This is a genomic window from Streptomyces sp. JN8 (genome assembly GCF_055808075.1).
Genome location: NZ_CM147852.1, coordinates 3,819,586 through 3,834,859, shown reverse-complemented (window position 1 = coordinate 3,834,859; position 15,274 = coordinate 3,819,586). Strand labels below are relative to the sequence as shown.

Here is a 15,274-nt window from a genome sequence, read left to right as displayed (position 1 = left end):
GATGCAGCTCAACGACGAGCAAAAGGTGGATGAAGCCGTGGAGCGGCGACGATTCCTTGGACTGACCGCGGCCGTCGCCGCACTCGGACTGACCGCCACGGTCTCCGGCTGTGGCTCGCTCGGAGGCGACTCCGGCGACGTGACCCTCAGACTGGTCGCCGCCGACTACGACCTCAACGGCGGCGACTCCACGAAGAAGTACTGGGCCGGCCTCGTGTCGGCCTTCCAGGCCGATCACCCCGGCATCAAGGTCGAGGTGCAGGTCGAGTCCTGGGACGACGTCGACCGCAAGGTCGCCGAGATGGTCAAGGCCGGCCAGGCCCCCGACATCGCACAGATCGGCGCCTACGCCGACTACGCCGCCGCCGACCAGCTCTACGCCGCCGACGAGCTCCTCTCCATACCCGTCCAGTCCAACTTCCTCGCGCCGCTCGTCGACGCCGGGGAGCACAAGCGGGTCCAGTACGGGCTGCCGTTCGTCGCCTCCACCCGGCCGCTGTTCTACAACAAGACCCTCTTCGACGAGGCCGGCGCCAAGGCCCCCACCACCTGGGACGAGCTCGCCGAGGCCGCCGAGAAGCTGAAGGACGACGGTGTCCGCACCCCCTTCGCGCTGCCCCTCGGCCCCGAGGAGGCCCAGGCCGAGGCGCTGATGTGGATGCTCAGCGGCGGCGGCGGCTGGACCGACGGAACCGACCACTACGCGGTCGACTCCGACGCCAACATCAAGACCTTCGAATGGCTCAAGGACAAGCTGGTCGGCAAGGGCCTGACCGGTCCCGTCGCCCCCGGCAAGCTCAACCGCAAGGCGGCCTTCGCCGCCTTCGCGAACGGCGAGGTCGGCATGCTCAACGGCCACCCCTCGCTCCTGAAGGAGGCCGCCAAGAAGGGCGTCGAGGTGGGCCAGGTCCCGCTCCCGGGCGTCGACGGCCGGGCCGACAGCGCGATGGGCGTCGCCGACTGGATCATGGGCTTCAAGCAGAACGGCCACCGCAAGGAGATCGGCGACTTCCTCAACTTCGTCTTCAGCGACGAGAACGTCCTGAAGTTCGCCGGCGACAACGACCTCCTGCCGGTCACCGTCACCGCCTCCACCCGCATGGAGACCGAGCCCGAGCACGCCAACCTGCGCGTCTTCCTCAAGACGCTCCCCGAGAGCCAGCTGCCGCCGGTCGGCAAGACGTCCTGGGCGCAGGTCAGCGAGAACGTCAAGCAGAACATCGGCAAGGCCGTCACCCCCGCCGGAGTCCCCGCCGAGGTCCTCGGCTCGATCGGCCGGGCCGCGACGGCGGCGGAGAACGCCGAGTAGGCCGCGCGCGGCCGCGGCCGCCGCTCGCGCGGCTGCCGCGCCGGGGGCGTCGGGTAATAGGTTGGTCGCATGACCGAGGAGCGGGAAGCGGCGGACGGCGGCGACGAGGGCGGGCTCGGTGAGCGCGCCCGGGCCGTCCTCGCCGTCGAGCGCCGCTCCTGGCCCGGGCCCGGCGCCAAGGAACGCGCGGTCCGCGAGACCCTCGGCCTCTCCCCGACCCGCTACTACCAGCTGCTCAACGCCCTCCTGGACGACCCCAGGGCCCTCGCCCACGACCCGGTGACGGTGAACCGGCTGCGGCGGGTGCGGGAGGAGAAGCGGAAGCGGAGATAGCGGCGGCCGGGCGGTGCCGGACCGGGGCGGTGCCGGGCCGGCTCCGGAGCGCGTACCGGCGGTTGTCGGGCGCCCGTCTTGTTCGTGGCCCTGACGCGGGCGGCGCGCCTGGGTAGGGTCGGGAGCATGGTCAGCCTCCCGCACCCGACCACGTCCGCAGGCCGCGACGGTCTGGCGGCGCTCCTCGCGCGGCCCGCGAAGGCCGTCGTCGCCCTCGACTTCGACGGCACGCTCGCCGAGATCGTCCCCGACCCCGAACGCGCCCGGGCCCACCCCGGCGCCGTCGAGGCGCTCGCCGCCCTCGCCCCCGAGGTCGCCTCCGTCGCCGTCGTGACCGGCCGCCCCGCCGGGGTCGCCGTCCGGTACGGCGGCTTCGCCGGCGTCCCCGGCCTGGAGCACCTCGTCGTCCTCGGCCACTACGGCGCCGAACGCTGGGACGCCGTCAGCGGCACGGTCCGGGCGGCGGCCCCGCACCCCGGCGTCGCCTCCGTCCGGGCCGAGCTCCCCGGCTTCCTCGACCGGGCCGGTGCCTGGCCGGGCGTCTGGATCGAGGAGAAGGGCCGGGCGGTCGCCGTCCACACCCGCCGCGCCCTCGACCCCGAGGGCGCCTTCGAGGCGCTCAAGGGACCCCTGGGCGACCTCGCCACCCATCACGGCCTCGTCCTGGAGCCCGGCCGCATGGTCCTGGAGCTGCGGCCCCCGGGCATGGACAAGGGCGTCGCGCTCGCGGAGTACCTGCGGGAGGTGGACGCCGGGTCCGTGCTCTACGCGGGCGACGACCTGGGCGACCTGCCGGCCTTCGCCGCCGTCGAGAAGCTCCGCTCCGACGGCACCCCCGGCCTCCTCGTGTGCAGCGGATCCACGGAGGTCCCCGAGCTGGCCGACCGCGCGGACCTGGCCGTGCCGGGCCCGCCGGGGGTCGTGGAGTTCCTCGGTTCGCTGGCGGAGGCGGTACGGGGGGCCTGAGCGCGTCCGGTCCGCCACCGTCGCCGGACGGGCGCGGTGGCGGAGGACGCGGCAGGCCCTGAGGCCCGTCGTCGAGCTTCCGCCGGCGGGCGCCGACGGGGTGTGACGGCAGGCCCTAGCGCTCCTCGCGCAGGGCGTCCAGCTGGTCCAGGAACCAGCGCTGGGGCGGGAGGGCCGTGGCCGCCGCCGCCAGGCGCTTGGTGCGGTCGGCCCGTTCCTCCCGCGGCATCGACAGGGCCGCGTGGAGGGCCTCGGCCGTCTCCGAGACGTCGAAGGGGTTCACCGTGAGAGCGTCCTGCCGCAGCTCCCGGTAGGCGCCGGCGCCCGTCGACAGGACCAGGGCGCAGCCCGCCTCCGACACGACCGGTATCTCCTTCGCGACCAGGTTCATGCCGTCGCGCACCGGGTTCACCAGGGCGACGTCCGCGAGCCGGTACGCGGCGAGGGAGCGGACGAAGTCGTCCTCCACGGAGACGATCACCGGCCGCCAGTCGTCCGTGCCGAACTCCGCGTTGATCTCCTCGGCCAGTTCCGTCACCGCCGCCGTGTACGCCCGGTACGACTCCAGGTCCTGCCGGGAGGGGTAGGCGGAGGCGAGGTGGACCACGTGGCCGCGCCACTCCGGGCGGGTGGTGAGCAGCTCCCGGTAGGCGAGGAGGCCGCGCAGGATGTTCTTCGACAGCTCCGTGCGGTCGACGCGGACGATGGTGCGCCGGTCGCCCACCTCGGCGCGGAGCCGGGCGAGGGCCTCGTCGACCACGGGGCGGTGGGCCAGGGCCCGCAGTTCGTCCCCGTCGACGCCCAGCGGGTGGGCGCGGACCCGGGTGCGGCCCTTCCCGACCCCGTTCCGGCGCCAGGTGACCCCGTGCCAGGGGTCGCCGCTCGGCCACACGCCCTGCGCCGTGCCCGTCGAGTCGTCGAGCGGGGAGCAGCAGCCGATGAACGCCGAGGCCCATCCCCAGGTGTGGAAACCGAGCTCGTCGGCGCCGAGCATGCCCCACAGGAGCTCCTCGACGATGTCGTCCGGCACCATCCGCAGGTAGGCGGAGGACACCCAGGGGGTGTGGGTGAAGTGGCTGATCAGCAGGTCGGGGCGGAGCTCGCGGAGCATGCCGGGGACCAGGGCGAGGTGGTAGTCCTGGACGAGGACCGCGGCGCCGTCGTCCGCCTCGGCGGCCAGGGCTTCGGCGAAGGCGCGGTTGTAGGCGCGGTAGGACTCCCAGCGGCGCCGGAACGCCGCGTCGAAGACGGGCTCGCGCGGGACGTCGTACAGGTGGTGGTGGAGGAACCAGAGGACCGAGTTCGCGATGCCGTTGTAGGCGTCGGAGTACACCTCGGGGTCGATGTCCAGCATCCGGACGCCCGGCTCGCCGATCCCGCGCCGGACGGCCTCCCGGTCGCCCTCGCCGAGGGCGGCGCAGACCCAGAGGCTGTCCTGCGAGGAGACGGCGCTCAGCCCGGAGACCAGGCCGCCGCCGCCCCTGCGGGCGTCGAGCTCTCCGTCCTCGCCGCGCACGTACGAGACGGGTCCACGGTTCGATGCCACGAGCACAGATGCCATGGGGCGAACCTAGCCCGTCCGGTAAACGCTCAAACGTACGTATACGAGCCGGGGGGATCCGGCCACGGACGGTGGCCGGACCTCCCGGGGGCGTCAGCCCTCGCGGCGGCCGCGCATCGCGGCCTTGGCCACCGCGCCGGTCGCGGCGAGGGCGAGGCCCAGTGCGCCCAGCAGCCACAGGCGCTCGCCGTTGCCGCCGGTCTCGGCCATCGCGCCGCCGGTGCCCCGGGGGCCTGGGGCCGGGGGCGCGAAGTCCGGCTCGTCGTCGGCGGCGGCCGGAGCGGGCTCGGCGGGGGGAGGCGTCGGGTCCGCCGGGGTGGGCGAGGGGTCCTCGGCGGCCGGCGTCGGGTCCGCTCGTGTCGGCGTCGGCGTCGGCGTCGGCGTCGGCGTGGGCGTGGGAGTGGGGGGAGGCGTGGGCGTCGGCTTCGGGCGGTCGAGGTCGGCGGCCGCGGCGCAGGCCGGGTCCGTGCTGCCGTCGCCGCAGGTGGAGCGGGGCGTCTCGGCCGTCACGCCGCCGAGGAGCCGGCCGTCGCCGGCCGGCCGGTTCCGCACCTTCACCGAGTAGGTGACGGTGGCCGTCCTCCCGGCCGGGACGGTCCCCCGGTAGCCGATCCGGGGCGCCGTGTACGTCGCCGTGCCCAGGTCCGCCCGCACGTCGCCCCGGTAGTCGGCGTCGTCGAGGATCCCGGTGAGGTCGTCGCCGAAGCGGGCGTCCGGGTGGTCGAGGGTGCCCGTGTTCCGTGCGGTGATCGTGTACGTCAGGGTGTCGCCCGGCTTCGCCGTGCGCGGGCTGACCGTCTTGGTGATCTCCAGGTCGGGGACCGGCACGGAGAAGGCGAGCGAGGAGGCGACGAAGGCGGCGCCGCGCGCCGAGAGGGTCAGGTCGGCCGAGACGGCGCCCTGCGGGACGGCGGCCTCGGGCAGGGCGAGGGCCGTCGCTCCGCCGCCCGGGCCGTCGGCCCGGCGGGGGGCGCCGGTCCTGCCGGTCTCGCTGGTCCTGCTGGTCTTGCTGGTTCCGCCGGTTCTGCCGTTCTCGGTGGTCCCGCCGGTCCCGCCCGTGTGGGACCCGGCGGTCTCGGCGCCGCCGGCGTGGAGGGCGTCGCCCGGGGCGTTCAGGGCGCCCGCGTGCGTGGTGAAGCCGGCCCGTGCGGCGCCGCCGCTCCGGCGGAAGCCGTCCACGGTGACCGTGGTCGCGGGGGAGCCCGGGCGCTGGACGACGTGGCCGCCGTAGACGTACACGTTCCGTCGCTCGGGGGCGCGGACGGGGTCGGGTCCGGGGAACCGGTGGACCACGGTGAGCGACCAGCCCGCCTCGCAGCCCGGGCCCTCGGCCGTCCAGATGTTGCCGACGGCCACCTGCCGGTCCGTCCCGGTCGTGCCCGAGAAGGCGGCCGTCACGTCCGACTCGCCCGTGTAGTGGTGCGGGCCGTCGGCGCCGGCCGGGTCGGCCGCCATGCTGTCGATCGAGACCGGGGTCGCCGCGCCCGTCCCCACCCTGATCACGGGAGCGGTCGTCGTGGGGTCGCCGGGGGAGCGCCCGGCGTCCGCGCCGGTGGGGGCGCAGCGCTTCAGCCGCGTGCCGTCCGGTGCCCGGTACGTGCCGTCGTCGCCGCCCCAGAAGAGCCGGGCGTACGCCACCTCGGCGCCCGCCGGGACGTGCACCCGGGCGGTGCTGGAGCCGTGGCCGCCGCCCAGGCCGGCGGCGTCGGTCCGCCGCGTCACCGGGGTGCCGCCGCCGTCCGGGCCCGGGCGGCCCATGACCGTGTTGCCGGTCATCGTGAAGTCGCCGTACAGGGAGGCGCCGTACCGCTTGCCGAACGGTTCGACGGCGTCCGCGGCGGCCGGCCCCGCCGCGGTGAACGCGAGCGAGCCCGCCGCCAGTCCGACGGCCACGGCGGCCGCGAGCACCCTGCCCAGGTGATGTTGTCTGAAGCGCATAAAAGAGGAATGTATGCAAAACGGATCATCGTGGGGCGTATCGCCACGCGGGCGGGGCGGCGTGGGGCGGCCGCACCGGGGCGGGCGGCGCGACGGCGCCGCGCGGGCCGCGCGTCGGGCGGGGCCTCCGCGGGGTCAGGCCACGCGGCGGCGGGCGTACTCCGCGATCTCCGCCATCGGCGGCCGCTCCTCCGTGTCCACCGCGTACGTCCGCGGCTCGAAGCCCTTCTCGCCCCGCTCGAACTGCGTCAGCCGCGGCCGCACCAGATGCCCCCGCGAGAGCCGCAGCTGCGCCGTCCGGTAGATCGCCGCGGCCATCCGTCCCAGCGCGAGACCGTCCTGGTGCCGGTGCTTGCGGACCCCCACGTCCACCTGCGCGAGCGCGTCGAGCCCCACCGTGTGCAGGGCGTCCACGAGCAGACCCAGCTCCACCCCGTAGCCCACCGGGAACGGGAGCCGTTCGAGGAGGGAGCGCCGGGCCGCGTACTCGCCGCCCAGCGGCTGGACGAAACCGGCCAGCTGCGGCCAGTGCAGATTGAGGAGCGGCCGGGCCACCAGCTCCGTCACCCGGCCCCCCTGGCCGGGGGTGTCCCCGAACGGGCGGTCGTACATCGCCTTCACGAAGTCCACGTCCGGGTCGGTCAGGAGCGGACCCACGATCCCCGACACGAAGTCCGCCGAGAAGTCCCGCAGGTCCGCGTCGACGAAGCACACCACGTCCCCGGTCGTCGCCATCAGCGACCGCCACAGGACCTCGCCCTTGCCCGGCACGGCCGGTATCCGCGGGAGCACCGCGTCCCGCGCCACCACCCGCGCCCCGGCCGCTGCCGCCACCTCCGCCGTGCGGTCCGTGGAGCCCGAGTCGACCACCACCAGCTCGTCGACGAGCGGCACCGCCTCCGACATCAGCTCGCGCCGGATCACGGCGACGATGTCCCCCACCGTCGCCTCCTCGTTCAGCGCCGGCAGGACGACGCTGACCTTCGTGTTCCGCTTGGCGGCGAGGATCCGCTCCAGCGGCCGGTCCGCCACGGACCAGGACCGCCGGTCCAGCCAGCGTTCCACCTCTTCCAGCACGTGATCTCCATCTCGCGGTTCGGACGGCCGGTCCAAGCGTCCGGGCCTTCGGTTACAGTCTTGAACAACGCGGATGCCCGATGCACGTCGGGGTGCCGCCCGCGTCGGAGCGCAGGAACGAAAGTCCACCGCGCTTCACAATCGAATACCGCTCATCCAGAGGGGCAGAGGGAAACGGCCCGTTGAAGCCCCGGCAACCCTCCAGTCGGTTTGTCTCGTACTCCATCGAGGCCCCCGGCTAGGGAAGGTGCCAAATCCGTCTCATGGCGAAAAATTCGTCATGGGAAAGATGAGGAGAAAGGGCCTCGCCTCCATGGCTGTACAGACTGCTACCCCCGCCGCCACCTCGGTCGACCTCGGTCCCGCGTCGGGACTCTCCTGTCGCGAATGCGGTGAAGTCTTCCCGCTCGGTCCGATCTTCGCCTGCGAGCTCTGTTTCGGACCGCTCGAAGTGGCCTACGACCTCCCCACCGGCGACCCCGAGGCGCTGCGCAAGCAGATCGAGGCCGGCCCCGCCAACATCTGGCGCTACGCCCCGCTGCTGCCCGTCCCTGCCGACGTCGCCGACAAGCCGAACCTGAACCCGGGCTGGACCAAGCTCGTCCAGGCCGACAACCTCGCCCGCGAGATCGGCGTCGCCCCCGGCAGGCTCTTCGTCAAGGACGACTCCGGCAACCCGACCCACTCCTTCAAGGACCGGGTCGTCGCCCAGGCCATCGAGGCCGCCCGCGCCTTCGGCTTCACCACCCTCTCCTGCTCCTCCACCGGCAACCTGGCCGGCGCCGTCGGCGCCGCCGCCGCGCGCGCCGGCTTCCGCTCCTGCGTGTTCATCCCGCACGACCTGGAGCAGGGCAAGGTCGTCATGGCCGGTGTCTACGGCGGTGACCTCGTCGCCATCGAGGGCAACTACGACGACGTCAACCGCTTCTGCTCCGAGCTCATCGGCGACCCGCTGGGCGAGGGCTGGGGCTTCGTCAACGTCAACCTCCGCCCGTACTACGGCGAGGGCTCCAAGACACTGGCGTACGAGATCTGCGAGCAGCTCGGCTGGGTCATCCCCGACCAGCTCGTCATCCCGATCGCCTCCGGCTCCCAGCTCACCAAGATCGACAAGGGCCTCCAGGAGCTGATCAAGCTGGGCCTCGTCGAGGACAAGCCCTACAAGATCTTCGGCGCCCAGGCCGAGGGCTGCTCCCCGGTGTCCGCGGCCTACAAGGCCGGACACGACGTCGTGCGTCCGCAGAAGCCGAACACGATCGCCAAGTCCCTGGCGATCGGCAACCCGGCCGACGGCCCGTACGTCCTCGACATCGCCCGCCGCACCGGCGGCGCCGTGGAGGACGTGAACGACGAGCAGGTCGTGGACGCGATCAAGCTCCTCGCGCAGACCGAGGGCATCTTCGCCGAGACCGCGGGCGGCGTGACCGTCGGCGTCGCGCGGAAGCTCGTCGAGAACGGCCTGATCGACCCGAACCTCACCACGGTCGTCCTCAACACCGGCGACGGGCTCAAGACCCTGGACGCGGTGGCCGACACCTCTCAGGCGACCGTCACCATCCGCCCGAGCCTGGACGCGTTCCGCGACGCCGGCCTCGCCCACTGAGCCCGTCCGCACTCCAGGCCCACTGAAAGGTTACGAAGACATGGCCGTGAACGTCCGCATCCCCACCATCCTCCGCACGTACACGGGCGGGCAGTCCGAGGTCCAGGCCGAGGGCGCGACCCTCGCCGAGGTCATCGCGGACCTGGAGAAGAACCACACGGGCATCGCCGCCCGCGTCCTCGACGACCAGGGCAAGCTGCGCCGCTTCGTCAACGTCTACGTGAACGACGACGACGTGCGCTTCGAGCAGGGCCTGGAGACGGCCACCCCGGCCGGCGCCGGCGTCTCGATCATCCCGGCCGTCGCCGGAGGCTGCTGAGCCCCTCCGGGACCACCGGTTGTCCCGTCTCTCTTGAATTGCCCCTTCCGCGCGTAAAAGCGGAAGGGGCAATTCTGCATGGTTGAGCGCGGTAGAGTTGGGGAAGTCCCCTCCGCTGCCCATGCCGGGCGCATATGAGAATGCGTCCCCGCACGACAAGAAGCAGCCAAAGTGTGTGCGCGTTGTGTACCTTCTGCGCGCTTTGCCGGGCCCGACTTGCCCGGTCATCCAAGGGAATCTCCCCAATTCGTCTTTCCAGGGCGCCCAGAATTCTCGCTCGAATGACCTGTTGCAGAGGGCAGTTGGGCAGATACATTCAGCCGCGGTCGACGCGTTCCGGCGCAGGGTCTGACCCGGGTTCCGCGAAGTGCGGGTCCCGCGCAAGGGCCAGTAATAGGGGAGTTAGGCATGGCTCAGGGCACCGTCAAGTGGTTCAACGCGGAGAAGGGCTACGGCTTCATCGCGGTCGACGGTGGTGCGGATGTTTTCGTCCACTACAGCGCGATCCAGATGGATGGCTACCGCAGCCTCGAAGAGGGACAGCGAGTCGAGTTCGAGATCTCGCAGGGCCAGAAGGGTCCGCAGGCGGACATGGTCAAGCTCGCCGTCTGAGCGCGGCGCGATCGGCCACCGACGCAACGCCGTCGAGGGGTCCGCATCCCTGAGGGGATGCGGACCCCTCGCGCGTTCCCCGGCCCCCTCCGCACCGCTCCGTGCCTGGTCCGGAGCCGTTCCGCGCCCCTCGCGCGCCCCTCCCGCCACCCCCCTCCCCGTATCCCGATCATCGAGAGTCGCTTGCACTCTCATAGGGCGAGTGCTAATCATTGGCGTTAGCACTCGGAAGGTGAGAGTGCTACGAGGATCGGGCAGACGAGGCCGCCGGCCGGGTGGGGCAAGGAACCACGCGGAGTCGCGGAGGCCGTCCGTCGCGGGCGTCGGCGCGGTCCTGGAGCGTTATCCACCCCATGTCCGGGAGGACCACTTCACATGGCCAAGATCATCGCGTTCGACGAGGAGGCCCGGCGCGGTCTCGAGCGCGGCATGAACCAGCTCGCTGACGCCGTCAAGGTCACCCTCGGCCCCAAGGGCCGCAACGTCGTCCTCGAGAAGAAGTGGGGCGCCCCCACGATCACCAACGATGGTGTCTCCATCGCCAAGGAGATCGAGCTCGAGGACCCGTACGAGAAGATCGGCGCCGAGCTGGTCAAGGAAGTCGCCAAGAAGACGGACGACGTCGCCGGCGACGGTACGACCACCGCCACCGTTCTCGCCCAGGCGCTCGTCCGCGAGGGCCTGCGCAACGTTGCCGCGGGTGCCAACCCGATGGCCCTCAAGCGCGGTATCGAGAAGGCCGTCGAGGCCGTCTCCGGCGCCCTGCTCGAGCAGGCGAAGGATGTCGAGACCAAGGAGCAGATCGCTTCGACGGCCTCCATCTCCGCCGCCGACACCCAGATCGGCGAGCTCATCGCCGAGGCGATGGACAAGGTCGGCAAGGAAGGCGTCATCACCGTCGAGGAGTCGCAGACCTTCGGGCTCGAGCTGGAGCTCACCGAGGGTATGCGCTTCGACAAGGGCTACATCTCGGCGTACTTCGCCACCGACATGGAGCGCATGGAGGCGTCGCTCGACGACCCCTACCTCCTGATCGTCAACTCCAAGATCTCCTCCGTGAAGGACCTGCTCCCGCTCCTGGAGAAGGTCATGCAGTCGGGCAAGCCGCTGCTGATCATCGCCGAGGACGTCGAGGGCGAGGCCCTGTCGACCCTGGTCGTCAACAAGATCCGCGGCACCTTCAAGTCCGTCGCGGTCAAGGCCCCGGGCTTCGGCGACCGTCGCAAGGCCATGCTGAACGACATCGCCATCCTCACCGGCGGCACGGTCATCTCCGAGGAGGTCGGCCTGAAGCTGGAGAACGCGGGCCTCGACCTGCTGGGCCGCGCCCGCAAGGTCGTCATCACCAAGGACGAGACCACCATCGTCGACGGTGCCGGTGACAGCGAGCAGGTCGCCGGTCGCGTGAACCAGATCCGCGCCGAGATCGAGAACTCCGACTCGGACTACGACCGCGAGAAGCTCCAGGAGCGCCTCGCGAAGCTGGCCGGCGGCGTGGCCGTCATCAAGGCCGGCGCCGCGACCGAGGTCGAGCTCAAGGAGCGCAAGCACCGCATCGAGGACGCCGTGCGCAACGCGAAGGCGGCCGTCGAGGAGGGCATCGTCGCCGGCGGCGGCGTGGCCCTGCTCCAGGCGTCGACCGTCTTCGAGAAGCTCGAGGCCGACCTCGCCGGCGACGAGGCCACCGGTGCCGCGATCGTGAAGCTGGCCCTGGAGGCCCCGCTCAAGCAGATCGCCGTCAACGCCGGCCTCGAGGGCGGCGTCGTGGCGGAGAAGGTCCGCAACCTGCCCGTCGGCCACGGCCTCAACGCCGCGACCAACGAGTACGTCGACCTCATCGCCGAGGGCATCATCGACCCGGCGAAGGTCACGCGCTCCGCGCTGCAGAACGCCGCGTCGATCGCCGCGCTGTTCCTCACCACCGAGGCCGTCATCGCCGACAAGCCGGAGAAGGCCGCCGCGCCGGCCGGCGGCGGCATGCCGGGCGGTGACATGGACTTCTGATCCTCCGGGATCGGCGGTTCACCGCGGACCGCGTGAGCGGGCCGCGAGAGAACGGAACGAGGGCGGCACCCCCCGGCAGGGGGGTGCCGCCCTCGGGCGTTTCCGGGACCGGAGTCCCGGACCGGGGCCGGGCGCCGGCCGTGCGGCCCGCGCCCGGCCCCGTGGTCAGCGGACGTCGAGGTAGTCCGCCCAGGAGAACGGCGACGTGAAGTGCGTGGCGTCGCCGTAGTAGCGGAGCCGCCAGGTGCCGTCCACGGTCGCCTTCGCCCGGAGCGAGATCTTCCCGTCGGCGGCCGGCCGGCCGGTGGCGACCTGACGCCAGGCCGTCGAGCCCCTGGCCTGGAACTGCAGGGCCACGGAGCCGCTGCCGAACGTCCGCCAGCTGTGGTTCGTGTAGTGCTGGAGGGTGCCCGTCATGGTGGCGTAGGCGCCCTTGCGGACCGGCTCGGGACCGGCGTTCGCGCCGGTGATCCGGGTCTCGGTGCGGACGAGGCGGAAGGTGTTGCTGACGGCGTCGCCGAGGGCGTCCGTCGCCGGGTGCCGGAGCCGGTACCAGCCGCCGCGGCTGCTGCCCCGGACGGTGGTGGCGTAGGAGCGGTCCGCCGTGGCGGAGCCGATCCGGCGCCAGCCGGACCGGCCGTCGGAGGAGACCTCCAGGAGGAGCGGCTCCGGGCCGAAGGAGGCCTCCGGGTCGTAGGTGGCGCGCAGCGTCCCGGTCGCGGTGACCGTGGCGTCGGCCGCCAGGGAGCGGGAGTTGAGGAGGACCCGTGCCTCCTGCGGCATGGCGAGGCGGCCGCCGACCGAGGCGGTGCCGAAGCTCTGGTACGGGTCGACCGGCACGGCCGTCCAGCTGTCGATGTACTGCCCGGGGAGGGACGGGATCCTCGCGGTGAACCGGCCGTCCGCGTCGGTCGTGACGACCTTGGCGAAGACCGGGTCGAGGGAGCCGCCGCGGGCCGGGCCGATCTGGAGCTGCTGGCCGGCCAGCGGTGCGGCGCCGCGGGCCGGGTCGGTCATCCGGCCGGTGACGGTCGCCTGCTGACCTGGGAGGACCCGTGTGCGGTCCGCGGCGGCCTTCACGGTCACGACGTGCGGGCGCCAGGTGTAGAGGGTGCGGGTGTATCCGGCGCTGCCGTGGACCTCCTCGCTGTCCTCGGTGTAGGCGACGCGGAACTCGTCGCCGGGCCGGACGTCCTGGTACGCCTCGCCGGTGAAGGTGCCGGTGGCGTCGGTGACGGGTGACTGCACCGGGCTCGCCGGGGGCGTCCTCCGCTGGACGTCGACCGTCCGCCCGGTGATCGGCACGACGTCCCCGGAGCCGGGCTGGACCCCGGTCAGGGTGCCGGTGGGGACCGTGGTGCGGTCGTCCCAGCCGGGGGCGGAGAAGGCGAACTCCAGCTGCGGCCTGAGCGTGAAGTCGAGGACGCCGGCGTCGGTGCGGGTCAGGGTGTTGCCGAGGGAGTCGGTGGCCGTGACGTCGATGGCGTACCGGCCGAGGGCGGGGACCGTGCCGCCGTCCTCGGTCAGCTTCAGCGGGGCCTGACCCAGGCCGAAGCGGCCCTTGTCCCACGCGTACGCGGGGACCGAGGGGACCTCGACGACCGTGTCGCCCCTGCGGAGCGTCGCGGAGACCTTGGTGACCGTGGCACCGGGGGTGTCGGTCCAGGCGGAGACGCCGAAGGCGCCGCGCTGGTAGCTGTCGGTGACGGCGGGGCCGATGCCGAGGGGGGAGGGGGTGCCGGCGGCCTGCGCCGGGGTCGCGACGGCGCCGCCGGCGCCGAGGAGGACCGCGGCGAGGGCCGTGGCGAGGGGGGCGGTGGTCCGCCGGCGGTCAGCGCGCATCGATGTACTTCGCCTTCGTCTCGCTGTAGAAGTAGCCGTTCGCGGACTGCTTCACCAACGCCCAGGAGCCGTCGCCGTAGTTGGTGGCGCGGAAGCTGAACTTCCCGTCGGCGCCGGTCGCGACGTTCCGGGTGACCCAGTACCACTCCGTCTCGCCCCTGGGCTTGAACAGGAGGGTGACCTTGGCGCCCTTGAGGGGCTTCCAGACGCCGCCGCTCTGCTGCTGGAGGGTGCCGGAGACGGTCATCTTGGCGTTCTTGTACGGGCGGGAGGGGCTGATGGCGAACGCGGAGAACCGGGTCGGTACGCGGCCGAGCCGGATGCTGCCGGTGGTCCGGGCGGTCATCTGGTCGGTCTCGGCGTGGTGGAGCCGGTAGAGCGCGTTGACGTAGCCCTGGGAGGAGATCTCGAAGGGGCAGTAGCCGGCGTTGCCGCCGCTCGCCCGGGCTCCGGCGAGGTTCCGCCAGGTGCGGCCGTTGTCCAGGGAGGCCTGGAGGGAGACGGTCTGGTCACCGCAGTACGCCTGGGTCGTCATGCGGCCGGTGCCGCGGACCCGGCCGTACTCGTCGAGCGTGATGCCCCAGTGGGTGAAGGAGAACGGCTGGGGGACCGCGATGGTCCCCTCGTCGTACGCGCGGGACCGGTAGTACACCGACGGCGCGAGGGAGGTGTAGACCCCCGTCGCGTACGTGGCGCGCGCCCCGTAGGAGAACGTGCCGTCGGCGGCCGAAACCCCCCTGCCCATCAGCCCGTTCACCGCGAGGGTGAAGTCGGGCCGCCCGCTCGTGGTGACGAGCGGGGCGCCGGGGTACGGCTTCCAGCCGTCCGGGGTCAGCTGCTCGACGCGGCCGGTGACGGTGACGTTCGTGTCCTTCGCGACGCGGTACTTGTCCAGCCGGGCCGCGATCCGGTAGGCGGTCTTCTCGATGCCGACCTCGGGGACGGGGCTGGGCGCGCCGGGCACGGTGTCGGCGGCGGGGGCGACGATGGTCGCCGTGCCGCGGGTGATCGCGCCGTTCGGGGTGAACGGCAGGGTGAAGGAGCCGTCCGAGCCGGTGGTGGCCGTGCCGGTCAGCTCCTTCCAGGTGTCGGTGTAGGTGTGGACGGTGACCTTGACGGAGGTTCCGGCGCGGGCCGGGGTCACGGTGCCGGTGACCGGGTCCCAGGTGGTGGCGCGACCGGAGAGGACGACCTTCCGGGCGGTGAGGCTCGTGGTCTTCCGGTCGAAGGACAGGTCCGAGACGCCCGTGTGCAGCTTGTGGGCGTACGTGCCGCCGGTCCACTTCTGGACGGTGCCGCCGGACTGCCGGTACTCGACGAGGACCGGGTAGGTGCCGTACGGGGTGCCCTCGGGCATCCGCGGCGCGGTGTCGGTGACGTAGCCGTAGGGCCGCCCCGCGTCCGTGTTCCCGTCCTGCCAGCGCAGATCGTCGGTGGAGGCGAGGACGGCGGCGCCGGGGGCGGTGGAGGCCAGCACGCTGACCTTGATCCACAGCGGGCTACCGGTGATCTGGACGCCGAGCCGGGCGTCGTCGGTGGTGAAGACGGCGGACACGTCGGCCGCGTGGGCGGCCGGGGCGTGGACGACGGCGGGTGCGATGACGCCCGCCGAGAGAGCGAAGACGGCTGCGGCACGCACGAAGGCGTGCGGAAGCCTGCGCGTTGAGCGCGGCAAAGGGACCCCCCACAGGTCTGAAGACGGCGGCTGCG

At 72.7% G+C, this 15,274-nt stretch carries 12 protein-coding genes and 1 riboswitch; of the genes, 7 read left to right on the top strand and 5 right to left on the bottom strand.

Going from position 1 to position 15,274, the window contains the following annotated elements:
• The first annotated feature begins 25 nt into the window (after window positions 1-25).
• From ACY0MR_RS16690 to otsB, 3 genes are all read left to right on the top strand, one after another.
• The gene (locus ACY0MR_RS16690; RefSeq protein ID WP_473561812.1) at window positions 26-1,309 is read left to right on the top strand and encodes an ABC transporter substrate-binding protein; all 1,284 of its coding nucleotides are present in this window, start codon (window positions 26-28) and stop codon (window positions 1,307-1,309) included.
• A gap of 69 nt (window positions 1,310-1,378) precedes the next feature.
• Window positions 1,379-1,642 (top strand): DUF3263 domain-containing protein, encoded by a 264-nt coding sequence (locus tag ACY0MR_RS16685; protein WP_361856804.1) that lies wholly within the window; start codon window positions 1,379-1,381, stop codon window positions 1,640-1,642.
• Between the two features lie 126 nt (window positions 1,643-1,768).
• The gene (otsB, locus tag ACY0MR_RS16680) at window positions 1,769-2,608 is read left to right on the top strand and encodes a trehalose-phosphatase (protein ID WP_451061440.1); all 840 of its coding nucleotides are present in this window, start codon (window positions 1,769-1,771) and stop codon (window positions 2,606-2,608) included.
• A gap of 115 nt (window positions 2,609-2,723) precedes the next feature.
• Here otsB and ACY0MR_RS16675 read toward each other — a convergent pair whose 3' ends face one another.
• From ACY0MR_RS16675 to ACY0MR_RS16665, 3 genes are all read right to left on the bottom strand, one after another.
• Window positions 2,724-4,169, bottom strand: a complete 1,446-nt coding sequence (locus ACY0MR_RS16675) for an alpha,alpha-trehalose-phosphate synthase (UDP-forming) (RefSeq protein ID WP_473561391.1) — start codon at window positions 4,167-4,169, stop codon at window positions 2,724-2,726.
• A gap of 93 nt (window positions 4,170-4,262) precedes the next feature.
• Window positions 4,263-6,107: a DUF7927 domain-containing protein gene (locus tag ACY0MR_RS16670; RefSeq protein ID WP_473561389.1), complete on the bottom strand. Its 1,845-nt coding sequence runs from the start codon at window positions 6,105-6,107 to the stop codon at window positions 4,263-4,265.
• Window positions 6,108-6,242: 135 nt separating this feature from the next.
• Complete coding sequence (locus tag ACY0MR_RS16665; protein WP_388792362.1) at window positions 6,243-7,184, bottom strand: glucosyl-3-phosphoglycerate synthase; 942 nt, start codon at window positions 7,182-7,184, stop codon at window positions 6,243-6,245.
• Between the two features lie 149 nt (window positions 7,185-7,333).
• A riboswitch (SAM riboswitch) is annotated at window positions 7,334-7,480 on the top strand.
• On the opposite strand from ACY0MR_RS16665, the gene thrC reads away from it, so the two are divergent.
• The 4 genes from thrC to groL all read left to right on the top strand — a co-directional run bounded on the left by thrC (window position 7,474) and on the right by groL (window position 11,722).
• Entirely contained in the window at window positions 7,474-8,787 is a 1,314-nt protein-coding gene (gene thrC, locus ACY0MR_RS16660; protein ID WP_361861960.1) for a threonine synthase, read from the top strand. It overlaps the preceding riboswitch by 7 nt.
• A 40-nt stretch (window positions 8,788-8,827) precedes the next feature.
• A complete protein-coding gene (locus ACY0MR_RS16655) occupies window positions 8,828-9,106 on the top strand; it encodes a MoaD/ThiS family protein (protein ID WP_017238235.1) in 279 nt (92 codons plus the stop codon).
• A 408-nt stretch (window positions 9,107-9,514) separates the two neighbouring features.
• Window positions 9,515-9,718: a cold-shock protein gene (locus ACY0MR_RS16650; RefSeq protein ID WP_015035246.1), complete on the top strand. Its 204-nt coding sequence runs from the start codon at window positions 9,515-9,517 to the stop codon at window positions 9,716-9,718.
• A 375-nt stretch (window positions 9,719-10,093) separates the two neighbouring features.
• Entirely contained in the window at window positions 10,094-11,722 is a 1,629-nt protein-coding gene (gene groL, locus ACY0MR_RS16645; protein ID WP_361863050.1) for a chaperonin GroEL, read from the top strand.
• Window positions 11,723-11,887: 165 nt separating this feature from the next.
• On the opposite strand, the gene ACY0MR_RS16640 is transcribed toward groL, so the two are convergent.
• Window positions 11,888-13,564 carry a hypothetical protein gene (locus ACY0MR_RS16640; RefSeq protein WP_473561386.1) on the bottom strand — a complete coding sequence of 559 codons (1,677 nt, stop codon included), beginning with the start codon at window positions 13,562-13,564 and terminating at the stop codon, window positions 11,888-11,890.
• A complete protein-coding gene (locus tag ACY0MR_RS16635; RefSeq protein ID WP_473561384.1) occupies window positions 13,554-15,203 on the bottom strand; it encodes a hypothetical protein in 1,650 nt (549 codons plus the stop codon). Before ACY0MR_RS16635 ends, ACY0MR_RS16640 begins: the two co-directional genes overlap by 11 nt.
• Window positions 15,204-15,274: the final 71 nt, after the last annotated feature.